This window comes from Companilactobacillus hulinensis (genome assembly GCF_003946555.1).
Classification (GTDB): domain Bacteria; phylum Bacillota; class Bacilli; order Lactobacillales; family Lactobacillaceae; genus Companilactobacillus; species Companilactobacillus hulinensis.
In genome coordinates this window covers 59,369-81,884 of record NZ_RHOO01000010.1, presented here as the reverse complement: position 1 = coordinate 81,884, position 22,516 = coordinate 59,369, and the positions used below count along the sequence as shown (strand labels likewise).

Here is a 22,516-nt window from a genome sequence, read left to right as displayed (position 1 = left end):
TTAATGAACCGCCGTATACGGAACCGTACGTACGGTGGTGTGAGAGGTCGGTAATTAAAATTACCTCCTACTCGATCTGATCAAATATTTCGTAGTCTCCAGCTAGTAACGTTCAGTGCCGTCGATTTTAATCATATCTCTATCCAACCAAGTGTAGTTAAGGATTGCTAAATAGTCGAAGGTTGAAACTGCCAAGTCTGCTATGGTAGTGGTGTTAGGGCGGAGGTGTGTGCCGGCCTTACAGCACATGGCGACTTTTGAAATCTGCGGTTAATGCAGAGTTCAAAATCGAGTCTTCAGACCGCATTGTGGCTGAAGACGGTCACATAGCAGACTTGACAGTTTCAACCGGAGACGGAAAACCAAAAATAATCTGGTATGTGTTTTCATAATCGAATGAGATATAATGATTACGAAAGATAGTAACCATATGTAAAATTGGTGCGTTCCAAAAGGAGAAGCGATGGCAGACTTAATTTACCAAAAGATAATCAATGAATTGAAAAAGGAAATAGATGCAGGTAAGTTTCCGGATATGAAATTACCAGATGAAAGATCATTAGCTGAGAATTATGATGTTAGTCGCAGTTCGATCAAACGAGCTTTGAGCAACATGTCCGAGCAAGGAATAATTTTTAAGAAACGTGGGTCAGGTACTTTTATTAATCCACTGTATTTGAAACAGGATTCGTACTTTAACTATAGTGGTAGAAACTTGGGGATAACGGACAGTTTTAATACTAATGGTCAAAAGCCTGGTGTTAAGGTATTGAGCTTTGATGTGATTCGCCCAGATGAGGAATTACGTGATAACTTGTTTTTGAAAAAGGGCGAGTTTGTTTATTCATTCAAGCGTCTTCGTCTATTGGATGATGTTCCTTTCATGATCGAAACAGGATATATTCCTATTAAATTGGCACCGGAATTATCTGAGCAAATAGCTTCAGATTCTATCTTTAATTATGTAGAGTCAGAGTTAGGCAAAGAGGTTAACAAGACTTACTTAACCATTTCAGCTATGCCATCAGATGAAGAGGGTCAAAAGCTACTTAACTTGAAAACAAATGAACCGGTCGGATTAATGGAGGGTATTTTCTTCTTAAACGATGGAACACCGTTTGAATTTTCGACAATGAAGCTTCACTACAAGTATTTCAAATACGATTCATTTGTGGATCTGGATAAATAAGAGGCTTGCTAATTAATTGGGACGGTCCAATTAATCAAATGGTTGACTTTTATTTGAGAACTGGTTATTATGTATTTGTAAATAAATAAGGAGTGTTTTGTTATGACAGATTACTCATCACCAGAATATTTAAACTTAGTAGATAAATATTGGCATGCAGCTAACTATATTTCTGTAGGTCAATTATATTTAAAAGATAATCCATTATTGAAGCGTGAATTAAAGGCTAGCGATGTCAAAGTACACCCAATCGGACACTGGGGTACTATTGCAGGTCAAAACTTTATTTATGCTCATTTAAATCGTGCTATTAATAAGTACGGTGTCAACATGTTTTATATCGAAGGACCAGGACATGGTGGGCAAGTTATGGTTTCTAACTCATATCTTGATGGAAGCTATACTGAAACTTACCCAGAAATCACACAAGATGAGAAAGGTATGCAAAAGTTATTCAAACAATTCTCATTCCCAGGCGGTGTAGCATCACATGCTGCTCCTGAAACACCTGGCTCAATGCATGAAGGTGGAGAACTTGGCTACTCAATTTCACACGGTGTTGGTGCTATCTTAGATAACCCAGACCAAATTGCCGCAGTTGTTGTCGGTGATGGTGAAGCTGAAACTGGCCCACTTGCTACATCATGGTTCTCAAATGTATTCATCAACCCTGTAAATGATGGTGCGGTATTGCCTATCTTGAACCTTAATGGTTTTAAGATTTCTAATCCTACTATCCTTTCACGTAAGACTGATGAAGAATTAACAGAATACTTCAAGGGACTTGGATGGGATCCAATGTTCGTTGAAGGCGATGATTCTGAGAAGATGCACCCAGAAATGGCTAAGACAATGGATGCAGCAATCGAGAAGATTGAAAACATCCAAACAGAAGCTAGAAAACACCCAGCTTCAGAAGCTAAAATGCCACACTGGCCAGTTATTATCTTCCGTGCACCTAAGGGCTGGACTGGTCCTAAGACTTGGGATGGTGTTCCAATTGAAGGATCATTTAGAGCTCACCAAATTCCAATTCCTGTAGATCAAAATGATATGGAACATGCAGATGCATTAGTTAACTGGATGGAATCATATAAACCAGAAGAATTGTTCAACGAAGACGGTAGTTTGAAGTCTGAAATTGCAGCAATGGCTCCAAGTGGTACTAAGAGAATGGCTATGAACCCTATCGTTAACGGTGGTGTTGATCCTAAGCCTCTTAAATTACCAGACTACAAGAACTATGCTTTGAAGTTCGATAAGCCAGGTGAAAAGAACGCCCAAGACATGATTGAATTAGGTAAATATCTTGAAGATGTTATCAAGAATAATCCTGATAACTTCAGACTATTTGGACCTGATGAGACAATGTCAAACCGTCTATATGGTGCATTTGATGCATCACCACGTCAATGGATGGAAAATGTCAAAGAACCAAATGATCAATATGAGGCACCAGCTGGTCGTATTATTGATTCACAACTTTCAGAACATCAAGCTGAAGGATTCCTAGAAGGCTATGCACTAACAGGTCGTCACGGTATCTTCGCCAGTTATGAAGCATTCTTAAGAGTTGTCGATTCAATGTTGACACAACACTTCAAGTGGTTGAGAAAAGCAGACGAATTGTCATGGAGAAACAAGTATCCATCACTTAACGTTATTGCTACATCAACAGCTTTCCAACAAGACCACAACGGTTATACTCACCAAGACCCAGGTATCATTACTCACTTAGCTGAGAAGAAGCCTGCATTTATTCGTGAATATTTCCCAGCTGACACAAACTCATTGTTGCCAGTAATGCCTAAGATTCTTGATGACCAAGAGAAGATCAACCTATTGGTTACTTCAAAACAACCACGTCCACAATTCTACTCAATTGAAGAAGGACAAGAGTTGGCTGATAAGGGACTTAAGATTATTGACTGGGCCTCAAACGATGATGGTGAACCTGATATTGTTATCGCTGCTGCAGGTACAGAGCCAAACCTTGAATCACTTGCTGCAATCAGTATCTTACGTAAGGATGTTCCAGATCTTAAGATCAGATTTGTTAACGTTGTAGATCTATTGAAGTTGAGATCACCAGAAGTAGACCCTCGTGGATTATCCGATGAAGAATTCAACGATATCTTTACAACAAACAAACCAGTATTGTTTGCTTTCCACGGCTTCGAAGACATCATCAAAGATATCTTCTTTGATCGTGACAATCACAACCTATTCGTTCATGGTTACCGTGAAAATGGTGATATTACAACACCATTTGATATGCGTGTTGTTAACGAAATGGATCGTTTCCACTTGGCAGAAGAAGCCGCTGTTGCCGTATATGGTGATAAAGCTAATGATTTTGCTGATAAGATGGAAGCTATGGTTGATAAGCATAACAAGTACATCCGTGAAAACGGTGAAGATCTTCCAGAAGTTGAAAACTGGAAATGGTAGATCAGAGAGTGGAAGAAGCCGGTAGATTTTGAGCACTGCCTAGAATAAGGAAGGTGTCACGAAGTGACGCATTTCTTATTCGTAGCAGGCGCAGAAATCTGGCTTCTGCAACTCGTTTCAGTTATAGAAATCAAATTAAAGAGCAACCAACAAAGTTGGCTGCTCTTTTTGTTTGCCGCTTCCGGTATCGTGAAATTTGACCTGCCATGTAAATGTTATTTCTAAGTAGGTTTTTCTATTCTAAGAATCAAAAGTAATTGTTCGCATTTGTTTGAACCACAGATGCGCTTTTGATGGTTGCATTATTCGGTGTAACGAATGGTTTAGTTAGTAAATGAAATATAAGCCGGAGATTAAAATAGATAAGCCAGCAGCGACAGTGGTGTTGAACGGTGATTTTCCGTTCATACAGCACAAGGACGACTTTTGAAATTTGCGATTTATACAAAGTTCAAAAGCGAGACTTAAGACGAAGACTTAAGGCGGTCCCGCAGCAGGCTTATCTATTTTAATCGGAGGCACCACCCACACATAATTAAAAAAGAAAATTGTACGTCTCAAAAATACACTTGTATACTCCAAGAAGACTGTCACACCGCGGTTCGTAGATAAGTAAAAAAATAATTCTATAAGTTTATATCTAATAAAAACTAAGAATTAATAAAAAATAATGTGAATGATTTTGAAACGTCTACTCGCACTAAGATAATTTCTTTAATTGACTTTAAGATATTTAAGCTGATTATTAGAAGATTCAAAAAATGTCTTCAAAGCCTAGTGTGACGCTGTTTTAAATGCTTGAAAAGACTTATTAAAGATGGTAGTTTAGCTTATGGAGAGAGCTAGGAAAATATAAATATATACTTCCAAAGCTCATTAAGAAGCATCAATTCAAGGGGTGGATTATTATGACAATGCATATCGTACGTCAATTAGCAGAATTATCAATTATGGCAGTGGTAGTAGTATTTTTAATGTTACTATTCGTATTGCAAAGCCGATATTCCGTACCCGCTGTAGCAATTACTGCTGTGATTATTGCAGTGATCTCAGAAGATAACTTTACTAAGAAGCACAATGTTAAGTTCACTATTTAAATAATACATACAAATTGAAAGAGGCCTTGAAGCTATTACACTTCAAGACCTCTTTTTAATTTATCATTATTCGGGCAGTCCACATATCAGGGAGGAAGGATGGACTGCCAAATTGTAATTATGAGAATTAATATCTGTTTTTATATGAAGATTATTATATAGGGAGGGTTATAAGTTAAGGGAGGTTCTTCGCTTTCCTTTAGCTTATGGTTATATAATAACTAGTAAATGTGAAGAAAGTATGACTCCAGTGTTATAGAAATTAGAAGCTTTCTTAACAAAAGTATTACAACAAGTAAATCTTTTTAAGATCCTTGATATCGTTGTCGCTGACTTTTAGTTCCTCTCTGATATAATTGTCTATACTTCCAGAAGTTTTCTTAATTGCTTCTTCGGCAGTATCCAAATAATTAATATTAACTGTCATCAATGCTTTGATAGTATCGACTAGAGCGGGTTCGTGTTCGAGAACTTGACTCAATAGATTGTCGATAAATGACTTGCTGGCTTTGTTAGTTAATAGGTAGTCATCTTTGATAGTGGTCATTGGAACGCCGAGAGCAGACATTAAGAAGAAGGCACCCATACCTGTACGATCCTTACCTGCACTACAATGGAATAGTAATACTTCATTGTCATTAGAGTTGGCTAGCAATTCGCCGAAGAAGTTTTGGTAAGCTGACTTGGCTTGTTCGCCATTAACCATATCAAGGTAAGCTTCAAGCATGTGGTTGTAACCGTCAATAGGTACATAGTCCAAATCTGGAATTGATGTTTCTTGAATCTTTGAAGCTTCAGTTTCGTCTTCCTTGAATACAGGAAGGGGAACATATTTTGTTCCATCAGGCATTCTGTCAGGTTTCTTGGCAGCTTCATCGATTGAACGGAAGTCGATATCTGTCTTCAAACCGTAATTGCCTAGGAAATTTACATCTTTATCTGAGAGATCGCCCAGTCCCGCTGAACGTATAGCTTTGTGGTACTTGATAGTTTTGCCATCAGTCGTTTTGTATCCGCCAAGTTCACGGAAGTTACGGCCATTTTCAAGATTCAAAATACGATGTGTCTTTTTTGTAGCGTTATCCATATTCATACCCTCTATTCTCGATAAGTGTTCTTTATCTATTATAACAAAAAGGAAGAATTTTCATGAAATTTATCATCGCTCCTGGGAAATATCCTGATCATATTAGTTCTAGTAAAATCGGTCAGGCTATTTACAGTGGAATATCACGTGCTTTGCCTGATGCTAATATTGTTACAATGCCAGTCACCGATAGTCGTGACGGGATGCCTGCTTTGGTAAAACACACCATTGGTGGTGAGTGGTTTGAGTTGCCTTTTTTTGATGCTTTTTGGCAGAACAAATTAGGTCGTTATTTAATCACTAAGATCGACGGTCAAGATACGGTCATTATGGATTCTGAACAAATAGTTGGATTGGAATTGGCTATCGGCAAGACACGTGATCAATTATTTCATGCTACGAGTCATGGATTAGGTGAGTTCATTCTTGACGCAATTTCAAGTGGACACAAGAACATTGTTATATGTTTAGGAAGAACGGCGGTCGCAGATGGTGGCTTGGGAGCACTTCAAGCCCTTGGAGCCAAGATATACGATGAAGATGGTACAATTATACCGGAAGGCGAAAACCCACTCATAAGCGCTAATAGTATTGATTTGGATGGGGTAAAGAAGCTTTTACCCTCGAGAACTAGGATCACGATCTTACTTAATTACGATAGTAACTATGAAACTCGAAGTGATATCGATTATCTCAATGAGACTCAAGAAAGTTTTTTGGAAGATAATTTGGTTTATGTTACAGAAAAAGCCAATCAGAAGTATAATTTAGATATACACCCGATGCCTAGTTCAGATGCAATCAAGACTTTGGCAGGGGCGTTTGCGATGATTGATGCGCATATTTTTCGATCTTCATTTGAGTGGGTCGCTAATGTTACTGGGATGGATCAGACGATTCGTTCAGCCGATGTTTTGGTGACTGCGACTGATGATATATCGGCAGAATCAATGCACGATGAGTTGTTATATCATTTAAGTAAGATTGCTGGTACAAACAAGATACCAACTTTTGTATTATGTAATAATTTTATAGATAATTTTGAAGACTATGAACAACTATTTACCGGAATTTTCTCCACGCAAATGTCTGAATATCACTTGAAGGAATATGATGAGAAGACGGTTTTTGACAACTATGAAGCAGTGGCCAATCAGTTGGCTAGAACAATGATGTCTTTTTATTGATACAAGTAGTATAAAAGATTGAATAAAGTATATTAATGCATTAATCTTACATTAAGGAGTTTTTCAATAATCGCATTAGAAGAGGGAGCTTAAGAGCGGTGATCTGCTTTTGGGTTTGCTTATAGGAGGATTAATTATGGAACAAGACTATAAAAAAATCTTAGTACCTGTAGATGGATCAAAAGAAGCAGAGATGGCTTTTCACAAAGCTGTGACTGTTGCTCAAATGAACGGTGGACATCTTGACGTATTAACAGTTCTTGATACCAAGCAATTTATTGGTTTGCATGGTGGAATGTTAAATGGCGATGTTATCTATCAACTTTCCGAAGATGCACAAAAATACCTTAATGAATTGAAGGAAGCTGCTGTTAAAGATGGTTTCCCAGAAGATCAACTTGATATTCACGTTCGTTTTGGTGAACCAAAGACAGTTATTTCTCAAGAATTCGTTGAAGAATATGAGAATGATTTGATCATGATCGGATCAACTGGTATGAATGCAGTGACACGTTTGTTGGTAGGATCAGTTTCAGAGTACGTTACACGTAATGCACGTACAGATGTTATTATCGTTCGTACAGATGTTGAGAATAAGAAGATATAGAGCGTGTCAAAAGACGGGAACACCTGAGCATTACCTAGGCTAATGATTGTGCCAACGAAGTTGGTGCGATTATTAGGCGTAGTAAGCGGAGGGTGTTGTCTTTTGTAAACGCGTTTTGGAAACGAGCTGCGAAAAGCAGATTCCTGCGCCTGCTACGAATAAGAAATGCATCACTTCGTGATACCTTCCTTATCCTAGGCAGTGCTCAGAATCTCCCGCTTTTCTCCGCTCTCTAAACGAAGGCCGCGACAAATGTCCCGGTCTTTTCTTTCTAAAGAGGTTAATAATGAGATGTCCATGGGCAAACAGTTCTGAAGAAATGATGGCTTATCACGACAATGAGTGGTGCAAGGTAAGGCATGATGAAAAATACTTTTTTGAGATGCTGACATTAGAACTATCACAGGCTGGCTTATCCTGGTCGACCATAATCAAGCGAAGAAATGGCTATCGTGTTGCATTTGCCAACTTCGATGTTGATGTGGTTGCGCGCTTTGATGATTTAAAAAAAGAAGAGTTGTTACAAAACCCTGAAATCATTCGTAACAAATTAAAAGTAAATGCGACGATCAATAATGCTAAGCAGATTCAAGCTATGCATAATGATGGTCAGAAGTTTTCTGATTATATTTGGAATTTTGTTGATAACAAGCAGATAATCAATCATTATGATGATATAGATGAAATGCCAGCACAGACACAGTTATCTCAAACTATTAGTAAAGATTTGAAAAAACGTGGTTTCAGATTCGTTGGACCGACGATTATTTATTCATTTTTACAAGCGGTTGGTGTAATTAATGATCATTTGGACAGCTGTGATTTTAAATAGAAGCTTTTTTCAGTATAATAGAACCAATGGAGGACAATTATGAATTCTGAAACTATTAGTAAATTAGCCGAGTGGCTAGATAAAAATGATACAGATATTGAAAAAAAATCTGAGAAGTTTGATGCTGAGAAGGTATATGACATCATTGATTCCTTGGAAGTGTTGAGAAAGCCTATTAAAAATTACTTTGATATGACTGAAGATGATTATTATCAAAATGAGTCAGATCATAGACTTACTCTACAAAACCCAACTCATAAGTTGAGCGAATTACATGACCGTGTTCAAGTTAACCATGTTGATGGTTCTCTTTCTAATCACGAGATCAACTTTACTTACAATCACGAAGATCCATATGCTGAAGGTGAATACAAAGCTAAGACTGATTTGAACTTAGTAACTTATTCATTTGTCGTTATCGGTGCTGTTTACAACAACACAATTGTCGCTGATGTTAGAAACTCTATTTCAAGAGATGCTATCCTTTCAATTGGATTAGCAGCTCATGCGGTTGAGGAATGGCAATAGTGGAATTAATAACTGTTAAAGATTTATCTTTACAAAACGAAGGTTACTTTGCATTTAAGCATGTAGCCTTTTCTTTAACTCAAAATGAAACTATTAGTATTGTCGGCGACAGTGGCAGTGGTAAATCTCAATTATTAGAAACTCTAGCAAAATTAAAAAACGCTGATAGTGGCAAGGTAGTGTACACTCCTGGAGTCAGAATTGGATATCTTCCTCAATTTGATCCACAAATAGTTAACAAAACTGTGCGTAATTACCTAGAAGAAGTCCGGAGATTAACAGGTAAACTGGCAGTTAGTTCGGCACAATTAAAGGGGTTAGTGGCGTACATGGGGATGAGTCCTTATTTGGATCGTCCAGTAATACAGCTGTCCTATGGGTTGAAACAAAGAATAGGCTTCCTGTCTGCAGTGGCAGGTCATCCAAATGTTCTGCTATTAGATGAGCCATTTTCGTTTCAGAATAGCAAGTACACAGGTAATATGCTGGACATTATTCATGACTTAAAGAATAACGGTTCAGGAATTATCGTTGCTAGTTCTTATCAAGATGGAAGTATTTCTAATTACTTTGATTCCAACTATATTATGAAGAATAAGTCTTTGGAACAGGTCAAAGATAAGGCTAAGGAAATTAAATGCATGCTGATCTTTACGGTCAAGTCTGATTCAATGGCTTTGACCACTGATATAAGCAAATATTTGGCGGCAAATGTAAGTAACTTGGTCGAATTAAAAATACCTTTAGGAATGAAGGATGCTATTATCAAAGAAATGATCGATCTTAATTATCAATTTGAGGGGGCAAGAAACCTTGAAGATTAAATCATTATTTTCTAACTTTGTTAATTTGATTTTACAAGACTTCTTGTATCCAACATTGTTGATGTCGTTTTTGGCAGTTGAGTTAGGGATGAATTTGTTGCTCAACTTGGATATGGATAAGAAGTTTGGATTCTTGGTTATAGGTATATTTCTACTATCATTATTGACTAGCATGAATTTTTTAAGGAATGATTCGAAACAGAATCGATACTTTTTACAAAAAATCAACAATTATTGGTTATACTTCTTTATGCAAGCCTTAGTATTATTCCTTATGGTGATTTTTAGTGCACTTGTCATAGCATTGTTCAGTCTTATCTTAGGTTCTAATGCTATAGTTGACTTGGTTGCCATATTGTCATTAGCTACAACGGGCTTCGTAGGAGTGGGTATAGCCTTTATCTGCAAACCACAATGGAATGGCCACCCATACGCTGGTCAAATGGGTATAATAATACTTGTATACATTTCGTTGATTGGGAGCAGCATTGACCTATTACATTACATAGAATGGTTTCTTCCACCAGTATCACAAATGATTACGATCTTTCAGGAGCAGTCTTCGGTTAGAGCATTGCTCCCAGTAGCAATACAGCAATTTGTCTATTCATGTGTCTTGATTATTTTAAGCGGTACATTTTATGAAAAGAAGATGTCGAATTAATACTAGTCATTACTTGTTTAGATTTTTTGAGTAGCAAGGAGGGCGTTTCAATGAGCAACATTTATTTACGTCAGGCTAAAGCTGATGATTTGGAAAAAGTTGTTAAGATTATCAATGGTGAAAAGAATGCCTTGTTAGTCCGCGGAGTTAATCAGTGGCAGCGAGGGTATCCTGATGAAGAAATTCTGAAGCGGGATATTGAGGAAGGTATCAATTATGTCCTAATTCTTGATGGTTCAATTGTTGGAACAGCCGCTCTGCAACAAGGCTATGATAAAAGTTATCAGGATATCTCCGGTGGTTCTTGGAGTAGTGAATCGGATGTAACTTATGCCATCATTCATAGAATTCCTGTGGAGCCAGGACATCAAGGAGAGAAACTAACTACAGCCTTGATCCAACAGTTGTTGACGATGTCTTATTATCTGGGCTATTACGATGTTAGGATCGATACTCATCCAGATAATCGTGTTATGCAACATGTCATAACTGAGAATGGATTCGTTGAACGTGGAATTATAACGTTAGATACGGATCAGGATATTAGAAAGGCTTACCAAATTCTTTTGAAATGAAAAAAAGAAAAAGCTTGAAAACATCTATGAAAATTATTGCGTTTGATACTATTACTGTGTCAGAATAGAGGTTCATGATAAATTGTTTCCCAGAAATTTATCATGGACGATTCAAAAAACCATCTGAATCGGATGGCTTTTTTACTATTTTTTTATTAAAAAAATGATAGTATTGAGATATTGGGAGAACAGAAAATTGAATATTAAAAATTTTGCTAAAAAAGTTTTAAGACCAAAACCTTCTGAACTTATTTCAAGTCAAACTGACAATTTTTTGAGAAGGTTGAAACCGAGACGATTCGTAACTGATTATATTACTAGCGTTTATAATAATAATGTTAGACCGAATGTGTCCGGCAATACGGTGACTCTTTCTGTTCTGACTGATACTCACGCCAAGGCGGTTGCTAGTGCATCTTATTATGGTATTAATGGGATACGTCATATAATAGAAGCTAACAGTGCAGGGGACGATTTGAAGATCGATTTGAATGTCCACTTGGGCGACCTGATCGACGGTAGTGATAAGCCAGAAATTAGTCGCGGATTATTAAGATTCGCTGTTGAAAACTATCAAAAGAGTGAGAGACCGTTTTACATTGCTGAAGGTAATCATGATGAAAATGACAAGTATGATGAACATAGATTCGTCAGTTCTGCTTCATTTGGTCGTGACGATTATGACAATTTAGTCACAAAATTTGACTTTGAACAGTCAAACATTTTGCGGTTGAATCCAGTTTCAAAAGTCGGCTGGTTTGATAAGGGTGATGTGAGAATCATTTTCTTAAATACTAGTGATATACCTTACATTTTGAATAATGGCTCAAAAAAATATGACGTTAAGAAGGTCAGAGGAATCCGTGAACAACAATTGGATGATCTGATCACAATTCTTGAGGATACTATTGATAAGCATGTCATTGTATTTGGACATGCAAACCTAATAAGCCCTAGTGGTCGCAGTGCGCTTAACTTTAATGGTGATTTGGTTCAACAATTATTTGTAAGTTTCAACAATAAAGATCGTGGGCAGATCAAGAATGAACTTACTGGTGATTTTGGAGTAAATTTGCGCTATGACTTTTCGTCAACGGGAATCTCCAAGGTGTCCAATTATATTTGTGGACACATGCACTATGAGAAATATTACAAAGTCTCAGGAATTAATCATATAATACTAAACTGTTCGGCTTTGATGGGGAAAAAGCACGGATTGACTACGGATTACAATAAAAAATGGGATAGAAGATATAATGAAATATCCGAATTAGCGGGATATTTTGTTAATATCGATCCTGACAAGTTACGGTTGCAGATATTTGGTTACGGAGCAGCAACAAGATATGTAAGTTTTGAGATATAAGGGAGAATTATTATGTGTGGAATTGTCGGATTTGTAGACAAGAATATTGCTGACAAAAAGCCAGTAATTGAAGCCATGATGGATACTATTAAACATCGTGGACCTAACAGCTCAGGTGAGTTGGTTAACGGATCTGTTGCTCTAGGTTTTCGCCGTTTAAGTATCATTGATATTCAAAGTGGTATGCAACCAATTTATAACGAAGATAAAAGCAAGGCCATTATTTTTAATGGTGAGATTTATAATTATCAAGATGTAAGAAAAGAATTGTTGAAGGCCGGTCATATATTCACGACCGATACAGATACAGAAGTTCTATTACATGGATTTGAAGAATGGGGCATCGTTGATCTTCTGAAGAAGATTCGTGGGATGTTTGCCTTTGTTATTTATGATTTAGAAACCGGCGATATCACTGGTGCAAGGGATTTCTTTGGTATCAAGCCTTTGTATTACTATAATCGTCAAGGAACTTTTATTTTTGGATCAGAGATCAAGTCATTTTTGAAACACCCTAATTTCAAAAAGGAATTGAACAAGGCTGCATTGAAACCTTATTTAACTTTCCAATATTCTGCACTTAATGAAACTTTCTTTAAGAATGTCTTCCGTATTCCAGAAGGACACTACTTCACATTTAAGAATGGTAAGTTAAGTATCAAGAAGTATTGGGATATGAGTTTCAAAGAAAATAACCTTAGTTTTGAAGATACTGTTAAAAAGATCGATGGATCTTTGCGTGATTCAGTTAAAGCACATGCAATTAGTGATGTACCAGTTGGTTCATTACTATCAAGTGGTGTGGATTCAAGTTATGTAACAGCTATTCTCAAACCTGAGCATACATATTCAATTGATTTTGATACAAGTACGTACGAAGAAGGTACTGCTGCTAAAGGATTAGCAGATAAGTTAGGACTAGAAAACACCCGTGGTATCGTTACAAAGGATGAGGCTATCAAAGCTATGCCTTTGATTCAATATTATATGGATGAACCTGATTCTAATCCTTCTTGTGTTCCATTGTATTTCTTAACTAAGTTGGCAAGTAAAGATGTAACGGTTATCTTGTCTGGTGAAGGTGCCGATGAACTATTTGCTGGATACGCAAATTATGGTTATCATTCACACTCGAAGGCAATTCGTGTCTTTGCGGAAGATCTGAAGAAGCTTCCTAGAGGTGCTCGTTACAGATTGGCACACGGTTTGAAGAAGATGCCAAACTTCCCAGGAAGATTACATCTTTATGAATCAACTGCTAAAGCTGAAGAATTCTTTATTGGACAAGCTAAGATTTTTACTGAAAAAGAAGCTGCTGATTTGGTTAAACCTGACTTCGAGAAGTCTCGTTCGGTCAAAGATATTGTTATGAGAAGTTACAGCAAAGTCAGTGATTATGATGATGAAGTTAAAAAGATGCAATATCTTGATCTTCACCAATTCATGTCCAATGATATTTTGCTAAAAGCCGATCGTATGAGTATGGCTAATTCAATGGAATTGCGTGTTCCATTCCTTGATAAGGAAGTAGCTAACGTAGCTGCAGGAATTCCTACTAAGTATCTTTTGAACAGCAAGGATAGCAAGTATGCATTGCGTGTCGCTGCTGAACGTGCTTTACCATCTGAGTGGGCAAAACGTGAGAAATTAGGTTTCCCAGTACCTATTCGTGATTGGATTCGTACAGAGGATGTCTATCACAAGTTTTATCAGTTGTTCAGTGAAGATTATGTAAATGAATTCTTCGACCAAAAGAAGATTTTGGATATGTTAGATGGATTCTATAAGGGCAAAAATGATGATCGTCGTAAAATTTGGACAATTTATACATTCTTGATTTGGTATAAAGTGTTCTTTATCGATGGTGGCAAGAAGCCTGATGTTGATCCAGTTGTTAAATAAGATTGAAATTAAAAGAGCGCAATTGCGTTCTTTTTTGCTTTTGTTTTGTTGGTCCTACAGATTGAAGTGTTTATGTTTATTGCCGTGGTCGGGTCTCTTTGCGGATAAAAGCTATCGTATTTTTGATTAGTTGTATTGATATTTAATGAGAAAATAGTCGGAGGATTGAAGTATTGAGCCAGCGGTGATAGTGCTGTTGGATGGCGTAGCCATACTTACAGCACAGGACGACTTTTGAAATCTGCGGTCTGTGCAGAGTTTAAAAGCGAGTCTTCAGACCTTGGCTGAAGACGATCCCACCGCAGGCTCAATACTTCAATCCGTAGACGGATAAGTACAACCGTCTAAGTAGATGCATCGTTATAACGGTATTAAAATATTGTTAGTTTGCGAATTTATTAACACTCATCTCAATATTTATTTGTGTATAAAAGCTTGATACAACAGGCTTATATGCTTAATTCACACATAGGTATCGTTGTATAAATGGGATTATGGTATAATTTTGTTTGAAATGTGTGTAATTTTAAAATATATGAATTAAATAAAGTAAGAGGTTGATCCCTATCGAAACTGAATCAGGAAAAAAATTCACGCCGGTAATATTAGGTAGTGATATGAATGTATATGGTATGGCGCGTGCCTTTCATGAATTATATGGTGGAGTAGTAGATGCATATGCAGGTGCTCAACTCGCTCCTACACGTTATACAAAAATTATAAATTTAACACTTAATGCTGGGTTTGCTGAAGATCCTGTATTTATTGAAAAAATGCGTGAAATTGCCAAGAAGTATGAGAATCATGAAGAACCAGTTATTTTACTGGCTTGTGGTGATGGATATGCAGAGCTTATTAGTAAGCATAAAGAAGAGTTGTCGAAGACTTTCGTTTGTCCTTATGTAGATTATGACTTATTAAGATCACTTAATAATAAGGAAAGCTTCTACAAAGTTGCCGATGAACATGGACTTCCACATCCATTGACTAAGATCATTACTAAAGATGCCTATGAAAATAAGGATAAGTCTGGCCTTGAAGTACCTTTTGACTTTCCAGTTGCCTTGAAACCAGCTAATAGTGTTGAATGGTTGGATATTCATTTTGAGGGTAGGAAAAAGGCTTTCACTATTCACTCGAATGAAGAATATATGGATATTGTAAGTAAGATTTATGATAATGGTTATACTTCTGATCTTATCCTTCAAGACTTTATCCCTGGTGATGATTCCAACATGCGTGTTCTTAATGCTTATGTTGATCAAGAACATCACGTTAAAATGATGTGCTTGGGTCATCCAATCTTGGAAGACCCAACACCCCAATCAATTGGTAATTATGTCGCTATCGTGCCAGAGTTTAATCAAGATGTTTATGATCAAGTTCAGAAGTTTTTGGAAGATATCCAATTCACAGGTTTCGCCAACTTTGATATGAAGTACGATTCTCGTGATAAGACTTTCAAGTTCTTTGAAATTAACCTTCGTCAAGGTAGAAGTAGTTTCTTCGTTACCTTGAACGGATATAATCTTGCTAAATATGTAGTCGAAGATTATATTGATGGTAGTCTAGAGAACCAACCTACAGTCTATGCAAACAAGAACAAGGCTCAACACAAGTTGTGGCTAGGAATTCCTGTTAAGGTCTTCAGAAAGTATGCTGCTGACAATAAAGCTAGCGAATATGCTGAAGAACTAATTAAGCAAGATCGTACTGGTACAACTGTTTTCTATGACAAAGACAAGTCCTTCAAGCGCTGGTTGTTAATGACTTACATGTTCCACAATTATGTAAAACGTTTCGACAAGTACTTCCAAGCAAATAAGGGACGTGACTTCAAAAAATAGGAGGTTTTTATTAGATGGATGAATTAAAAGAATACAAGGTAAAGAAAATTGAGTATTCAAAGATTTTGATTTGTGTGGATTCAGATGACTTCACATCATCGAAAAATGCCTTTAATTATGCCTGTTCCTTGGCAAAACATTATGGTGCTGAACTTGGAATAGCTTCAGTTTTGGAAACAGGGGATTTGAATATTTTCCAATCACTTGATCCAGAAGTTCTAAAAGACCGTCGTAATGAGATTAAAGAGTTGCTTGAGACTTATGGTCAAAAGGCTAAGACATACGGAGTTAAGAATGTGCACTTGATGGTTACTGAAGGTAATCCAGGATCAGTTATTGTGGACAAAGTAATTCCTAGTTTTGAACCAGACTTGGTTATTGTTGGTGTTGAAGAGAAAAATCGCCATCGTAATACAATTGGTTCTCAAGCATCAAAAATTGTAAATAATTCTAGAGTTTCAGTGAGTGTAATTAGATAAATATTGATGGGCTATGAAAGAATTTATTCTTTTGTGGCCTATTTTCTGTGATTTCGTATACACCCCTATGTTCATGTAGGGTATATGTACGATACAACTTTAGGAGTATTCAATGAATGAAGTGGGAAAAACAACAGATGGATTGATGGATCATATCCGAGATGATCATGGCATTGCGATTGGTGGAGAACAGGATAGAAAAGATTTGTTGGAGATGGGGTATTTTCATGGATATAAAGCCTATAGATTTTTGAGGACTAATGATAAGCCATTTTCAATAGAATCATTCAGTGAGATAAAAGCTATTTATGAATTTGATAATGGTCTCAAAACAGTTTTATACCCTTGTGTTATGAGATTAGAAACTACAATTAAAAATTACACTCTTGATTTAATAGTTGAGAATAGCCCTACAGATTTGGATAGTATTTTTAATAACTCTTTGACGAGATATAAAGAATTTCAGGTTGATTCTGGGAAATATCGAAGTGAGGTAAAGAAAAGGCTCATTCTGAAAAGAAACTTTTATGATACAATTGCTAGAAATTATTCCGAAAGTAAGATAATTCAACATTATATTCATGCTAATGAACCAATTCCAATCTGGGCAATTTTTGAACATATAACATTAGGAGATTATGGAGATTTTTTATTGTGTTTGAATACAAACATTAGTCTGAGTTTGGAAAAGGTTATTGGAGTTGATGATATAGTAAACGATACCTCAGGCTCAATGCTATCAAGGCATATTTTCTTGATTAAGGAACTCCGCAATGCCATTGCTCACAATAAGATTATTTTCGATTGCAGGTTTAGAAACACAGGCATTAGTAAAATCTTGATAAAACAATTGGAAGATAAAATGGAGTTAAGCAATATAACTTTTAACAGTATTTTGGATTATTTCACCCTGATTATTTATTATCAATTGTCTCTAGGTGAACATTTGGAATTTGTGGAACATTTAGTTAATAATATTCAAATTTTGATTGATTTCTTGCATGAATCTGTAAACAAATCAACTTTTGATAAAATAGTTGGTACGGATGCCTATAATAAAATTGAACTATTGAGAGTACGAGTAAGCAACTAAAGAAGTGATTTGTATTGAACTATAACTATGATATACTAAAACCAATAGCGGTGTATCTTTTCGGAGTGCACTTGGAACGGCTGAATTACATCTAATGATGTATTCGGCCGTTTTGTCATTTCTAGGGTAAAATCAATAATTTTTTTAATAAAATTAGAAAAGTGTTATAGTAGTAGGTAAAATCTCAAATGGTGGTGGGTATATTGTTTACTAGTAAAGTTATCGGTGGTGCTGGGGATATGGTAGATGCCAAATCCGCAGATTTTAAAGAAAATTTGTACCTGGCTGTTAATGGTGATTGGCAAGAACATGCCAAAATACCTTCAGACAAGCCTCGCACTGGTGGATTCATGGACCTTGATGAAGGTGTCGAGAAGGCATTGATGAAGGAATTCCATGAATTCGCAAATGATGAGGAAAAAATTAATGATGATTTGATGCTACAAGCTGTTAAGTTGTATCGCTTGGCTAACAACGTTGATCATCTTAATAAGTTCCATCATCAACCAATCTTGAAGGATATTCAAAAGATCAATGATATCACTAGCTTACAAGAGTTCAGTGATAACTTGGCTGAACTTTCTAAAGCCGGTTTTCCATTGCCAATAGATATCGAAATCGATGCTGATATGAAAGATACTTCTAAGAATGTTGTCTATGTCGGTGGAGCCAGCTTGATTTTGCCTGATAAGACTTATTATGCAGAAGGTAACAAGTCTGGGGAACAACTTTTGGCTAAATTTGCGGATGTTTCAACTCGTCTGTTGTCAATGATTGGTTACAATTTGGATGATGCTAAGAAGATTGTTGAAAAGGCACTTAAATTCGATAAGCTTCTAGTCCCAATTGTTAAGAGTTCAGAAGAATGGGCCGATTATACTAAGATGTATAACCCAATGCCATTCGATGAATATATTACTAAATCTGATGCTGTTGACTTGAAGGCTCAAGTAGTTGACCAAGTTAACGACACTCCTGAAAAGGTTATTATTACTGAACCTCGTTATTTGGATAATTTGAACAAGATTATTAATGAAGATACTTTTGAAGATATTAAAGCTTGGATGATGGTAAACTTCCTTACTGGTAATGCTTCAAGCCTTGATGAAGAATTCCGTCAAGTTATCGGTGAATACAGCTTAGCTTTGAGCGGTGCTAAAGAACTTCAGAACCGTACTAAGTTTGCTTATCACAAGGCTGCTGGTATTTTTAGTCAAGTTGTCGGAGTTTATTATGGTAAGAAGTACTTCGGTGAAGATGCTAAGAATGATGTTCGTAATATGATCAAGAAGATGATTTCAATTTACGAGCAACGTATTAGTCAGAATACTTGGTTAGGTGAAGATACTAAGAAAAAAGCTATTGTTAAGTTGGACAAGATCGTTGTTAAAGTCGGTTATCCAGACAAGATCGACGATATTTACAGTAAGATCAAAATCAATGAAAATGATTCATTGTACGATAACTTGCGTGAAATCAAACAAATCTTTATCCAAGATTCGTTAGATCAATACAGCAAACCAGTTGACCGTGAAAAGTGGTTGATGCCAGGACATATGGTTAATGCTTGCTATGATCCTTCAAGAAATGACATTACGTTCCCAGCTGCTATCTTGCAAGCTCCATTCTATAGTTTGAAACAAACAAGCAGTCAGAACTTTGGTGGAATCGGTGCCGTTATTGCTCATGAAATTTCTCATGCCTTCGATAACAATGGTGCCCAATTCGATGAATTCGGTAATATGAACAACTGGTGGACTAAAGAAGATTACGCTAAATTCACTAAGTTAACACAAAGCATGATCGATGAATTCGATGGTATTCCATATGCCGGCAGCAAAGTTAATGGTAAGTTAGTTGTTAGTGAGAATGTTGCTGATGTTGGTGGACTTCGTTGTGCGCTTGAAGCCGCAAAGACTGAAGATGACTATGATGTTAAGAAGTTCTTTACTAACTGGGCACGTGTATGGAGATTGAAGGCAACTCAAGAGTTCAATGAATTGCTACTATCAACTGATGTTCACGCTCCAGGTCCACTACGTGCCAATGTTCAGGCACAGAATATGGACGAGTTCTACGATGCATTCGGTGTTACTAAGGATGATGGCATGTGGTTAGATGAAGATAAGCGTGTCAATATTTGGTAAAATAGGTTTTTCCGCATCCAGTTATGAAGTATTTTATCTGCCATGGGGATCGATTCGGGCCGAAGTGCGGTCCCAAATCTCGACTTGAAGCTTTGTTTTACAAATCTTCAAGCTCTTCCGTGCTGTAATGAACGGAAAATCGCCGTTCAACACCACCTTCATGGTAGATAAAATATTCGTAACTTCCTGCTAGTTTGTTTTGTAGAATAAATTAGTCGGAGGTTGGAAGTGATAAGTCAGCAGCGATAGTGCTGTTGACCGGTGATTTTTCCGGTCATACAACACAGGACGATTTTTGAAATTCGTGGGTTCTACGGAGTTCAAAAACGAGATTTCAGACCGAACTTTGGCTGAAATCGGTCCCGCAGCAGACTTATCACTTCCAATCGGAGACGACTAAGCACACTTTAAAATAAAATATTAAATAACAGAAACATCAATGAAAAAATCATTTCGTTGATGCTTTTTTATTATCTAATATTAAAAAGTATTGACATGAAATCGCTATCATGGGATAATTCACTTTCTGTGTAATTCAGTTAGGGGGGATTTCATGACAGATAATAACTTTGCAATACCGAACTGGCGTAGAAATATTTACCTATTTTTGTTCGGTCAATTTATGTCAGGTATCACGAGTATGGTTGTTCAATATGCGATTGTTTGGTATTTGACTAAGCAGACAGGTTCAGCAACTGTTTTGAGCTTTGCTACTTTATTGGGGATGTTGCCGATGGTACTTCTAAGTCCATTTGTTGGGCCATTTGTTGATAGAACTAATAAGAAGGTTCTGTTGATAGTACCAGATGTTATTGCGGCAATCTTGGCAATTATTCTAGCGGTTGTGGGGATCATCAATCATGACTTCCCGCTATGGCTTATTTTTGTATCACTATTAATGAGATCGATTGCTCAAACTTTCCAAATGCCTACTATCCAATCAATTATGCCAACTATGGTACCGCAAGACCAAATAACTAAGATGAATGGACAGCTTGGTATGGTTCAATCAGCTAATATGATTATTGCACCAGCTTTAGGAGCATTTTTGTTTGCAATAATTCAAATTCAATATTTGATATTATTGGATGTATTAGGTGCCATTATTGGTGTGGCAATTATTATGTTTGTCGTAATTCCTGAGAATCCAGTTTATGATGAAAAAGTCCATGTTCTGGCAGACGTGAAGTTTGGGTTAAATGAATTACGAAGCAACAAAGGTCTGTGGTATTTGACTTTAATGGGAACAGTTTTCACCTTACTATTCATGCCCGCAGTAAGTATGTATCCATTAATGACAATGTCCTATTTCCATGGAACAGTGGGACAAGCGGGGATAATTGAAGTTGCCTATTCTGTTGGAATGCTAGCTGGTGGAGCCATTATTGGTTTCTTAGGTAATTGGTCTGATCGGATGAAACCAATTCTTAATTCTATGTGGATCATGGGTCTAGCTTATGTTATCAGTGGGTTCCTACCTGGTAATCAGCTTGGCTTTATGTGGTTCATGGCGTTGAACGTTATCAGTGGATTAGCAACGCCGTTTTTCAATACGATGTTAATGGCAATGATTCAACAGAGTTATCCACCTGAGAACTTAGGTAAAGTTTTGGGAATCTTGAATTCATTGATGAGTATTTCTGGTCCAGTTGGATTGATATTTGCTGGTCCATTGGCGGATAAAATTGGTGTTAATAGTCTATTTATAATCGCTGGAGTTGGTACTCTAGCTTGTGGGTTATTTGTATTATTCACGCCAGCAGCTAGAAATTATGATAAAGAATTGAATCAAAGAATATCTGAATAAGGTGTTCTTTTTATTTTTCAATGCAAAATTTAATATTCTAAAAATGCTATAATTATTACGAGATTTTAAAAATTAAAGAGGCCGTGACTGATGTCCAGCCTCTTTTTAATAAGGTGGGATAGCGTAATGGCATATATCGAAGTCAAAAATGAATTCAAACGTTATCAAATGGGTGAAACACAAATTATTGCTAACAATGATCTGACATTTGATATTGAACGTGGCAAGCTTACTGTTATTTTGGGACCTAGTGGAGCTGGTAAATCAACTGTTCTAAATATTCTTGGAGGTATGGATACTCCAAGCGATGGGCAAGTGATTATTGATGGCACTGATATTGCTCAATTTTCTGAGCGTCAATTAACTGAATATCGTCGCAATGATGTTGGCTTTGTCTTCCAATTTTATAATTTGATACCTAATTTGACTACCAAGGAAAATGTTGAGCTTGCTTCAGCTATTGTCGATGATGCTCTTGACGCAACTGAAACGTTGAATCAAGTTGGTTTGAGCAACCGAATTGATAACTTCCCATCACAATTATCAGGTGGTGAGCAGCAACGTGTTGCCATTGCCCGTGCTCTAGCTAAGAATCCCAAGCTATTGTTATGTGATGAACCAACTGGTGCTTTGGATTACGAGACTGGTAAGCAGGTTTTGACGTTGCTTCAAGATGCCAGTCATAAGAGTAATAAGACGGTTGTTGTTATTACACATAATTCGGCGTTGGCTGCTATGGCGGATAGAATTATTAGGATCAATGACGCCAAGGTCCGTTCAGTCGAAGATAATAGCAATCCAACTCCTGTACAAGATATTGAATGGTAGGTGAAT

At 36.8% G+C, this 22,516-nt stretch carries 19 protein-coding genes; 18 read left to right on the top strand and 1 reads right to left on the bottom strand.

Translation table 11 applies throughout. The annotated features are described in order from the left end of the window. Window positions 1-463: 463 nt before the first annotated feature. The 3 genes from EKM66_RS06945 to EKM66_RS06935 all read left to right on the top strand — a co-directional run bounded on the left by EKM66_RS06945 (window position 464) and on the right by EKM66_RS06935 (window position 4,737). On the top strand, window positions 464-1,189 hold the full coding sequence (locus EKM66_RS06945; RefSeq protein ID WP_125762982.1) for a GntR family transcriptional regulator: 726 nt from the start codon (window positions 464-466) through the stop codon (window positions 1,187-1,189). A 102-nt stretch (window positions 1,190-1,291) separates the two neighbouring features. Then, window positions 1,292-3,640 carry a phosphoketolase family protein gene (locus EKM66_RS06940; protein ID WP_125762980.1) on the top strand — a complete coding sequence of 783 codons (2,349 nt, stop codon included), beginning with the start codon at window positions 1,292-1,294 and terminating at the stop codon, window positions 3,638-3,640. Between the two features lie 908 nt (window positions 3,641-4,548). Next, window positions 4,549-4,737: a hypothetical protein gene (locus EKM66_RS06935; protein WP_125762978.1), complete on the top strand. Its 189-nt coding sequence runs from the start codon at window positions 4,549-4,551 to the stop codon at window positions 4,735-4,737. A gap of 286 nt (window positions 4,738-5,023) precedes the next feature. Here the strand turns inward: EKM66_RS06935 and EKM66_RS06930 are convergent, their stop codons facing one another. Next, entirely contained in the window at window positions 5,024-5,824 is an 801-nt protein-coding gene (locus tag EKM66_RS06930; protein WP_125762975.1) for a tyrosine-protein phosphatase, read from the bottom strand. A 62-nt stretch (window positions 5,825-5,886) separates the two neighbouring features. Between EKM66_RS06930 and EKM66_RS06925 the strand changes: the two genes are divergently transcribed. The 15 genes from EKM66_RS06925 (at window position 5,887) to EKM66_RS06855 (ending at window position 22,510) form a co-directional block, all read left to right on the top strand. Beyond that, window positions 5,887-7,011, top strand: coding sequence for a glycerate kinase (locus tag EKM66_RS06925; protein WP_125762973.1), 1,125 nt, complete (start codon window positions 5,887-5,889; stop codon window positions 7,009-7,011). 136 nt (window positions 7,012-7,147) lie between these two features. After that, a complete protein-coding gene (locus tag EKM66_RS06920) occupies window positions 7,148-7,618 on the top strand; it encodes a universal stress protein (protein ID WP_125762971.1) in 471 nt (156 codons plus the stop codon). Window positions 7,619-7,901: 283 nt separating this feature from the next. Continuing rightward, a complete protein-coding gene (locus EKM66_RS06915) occupies window positions 7,902-8,450 on the top strand; it encodes a DNA-3-methyladenine glycosylase I (protein ID WP_125762970.1) in 549 nt (182 codons plus the stop codon). A 39-nt stretch (window positions 8,451-8,489) separates the two neighbouring features. After that, window positions 8,490-8,978, top strand: coding sequence for a hypothetical protein (locus tag EKM66_RS06910; RefSeq protein WP_125762968.1), 489 nt, complete (start codon window positions 8,490-8,492; stop codon window positions 8,976-8,978). Beyond that, entirely contained in the window at window positions 8,969-9,802 is an 834-nt protein-coding gene (locus EKM66_RS06905; RefSeq protein ID WP_125762966.1) for an ATP-binding cassette domain-containing protein, read from the top strand. Before EKM66_RS06910 ends, EKM66_RS06905 begins: the two co-directional genes overlap by 10 nt. Next, entirely contained in the window at window positions 9,792-10,466 is a 675-nt protein-coding gene (locus EKM66_RS06900) for a hypothetical protein (protein WP_125762963.1), read from the top strand. The genes EKM66_RS06905 and EKM66_RS06900 overlap by 11 nt, the downstream gene beginning before the upstream one ends. 50 nt (window positions 10,467-10,516) lie before the next feature. Then, window positions 10,517-11,041, top strand: coding sequence for a GNAT family N-acetyltransferase (locus tag EKM66_RS06895; RefSeq protein WP_125762961.1), 525 nt, complete (start codon window positions 10,517-10,519; stop codon window positions 11,039-11,041). 196 nt (window positions 11,042-11,237) lie between these two features. Further along, window positions 11,238-12,407 (top strand): metallophosphoesterase family protein, encoded by a 1,170-nt coding sequence (locus tag EKM66_RS06890; protein WP_225426571.1) that lies wholly within the window; start codon window positions 11,238-11,240, stop codon window positions 12,405-12,407. Window positions 12,408-12,419: 12 nt separating this feature from the next. Further along, window positions 12,420-14,309 (top strand): asparagine synthase (glutamine-hydrolyzing), encoded by a 1,890-nt coding sequence (asnB, locus tag EKM66_RS06885; protein ID WP_125762957.1) that lies wholly within the window; start codon window positions 12,420-12,422, stop codon window positions 14,307-14,309. A 617-nt stretch (window positions 14,310-14,926) separates the two neighbouring features. Then, window positions 14,927-16,156 carry a carboxylate--amine ligase gene (locus EKM66_RS06880; protein WP_125762989.1) on the top strand — a complete coding sequence of 410 codons (1,230 nt, stop codon included), beginning with the start codon at window positions 14,927-14,929 and terminating at the stop codon, window positions 16,154-16,156. Window positions 16,157-16,170: 14 nt separating this feature from the next. Beyond that, on the top strand, window positions 16,171-16,635 hold the full coding sequence (locus EKM66_RS06875) for a universal stress protein (RefSeq protein WP_125762955.1): 465 nt from the start codon (window positions 16,171-16,173) through the stop codon (window positions 16,633-16,635). A gap of 112 nt (window positions 16,636-16,747) precedes the next feature. Beyond that, the gene (locus EKM66_RS06870) at window positions 16,748-17,728 is read left to right on the top strand and encodes an Abi family protein (protein WP_125762953.1); all 981 of its coding nucleotides are present in this window, start codon (window positions 16,748-16,750) and stop codon (window positions 17,726-17,728) included. A gap of 239 nt (window positions 17,729-17,967) precedes the next feature. After that, a complete protein-coding gene (locus EKM66_RS06865) occupies window positions 17,968-19,875 on the top strand; it encodes a M13 family metallopeptidase (RefSeq protein WP_164505076.1) in 1,908 nt (635 codons plus the stop codon). 553 nt (window positions 19,876-20,428) lie between these two features. Further along, complete coding sequence (locus EKM66_RS06860) at window positions 20,429-21,682, top strand: MFS transporter (protein ID WP_125762944.1); 1,254 nt, start codon at window positions 20,429-20,431, stop codon at window positions 21,680-21,682. 126 nt (window positions 21,683-21,808) lie between these two features. Continuing rightward, window positions 21,809-22,510, top strand: coding sequence for an ABC transporter ATP-binding protein (locus EKM66_RS06855; RefSeq protein WP_125762942.1), 702 nt, complete (start codon window positions 21,809-21,811; stop codon window positions 22,508-22,510). Window positions 22,511-22,516 lie beyond the last annotated feature (6 nt).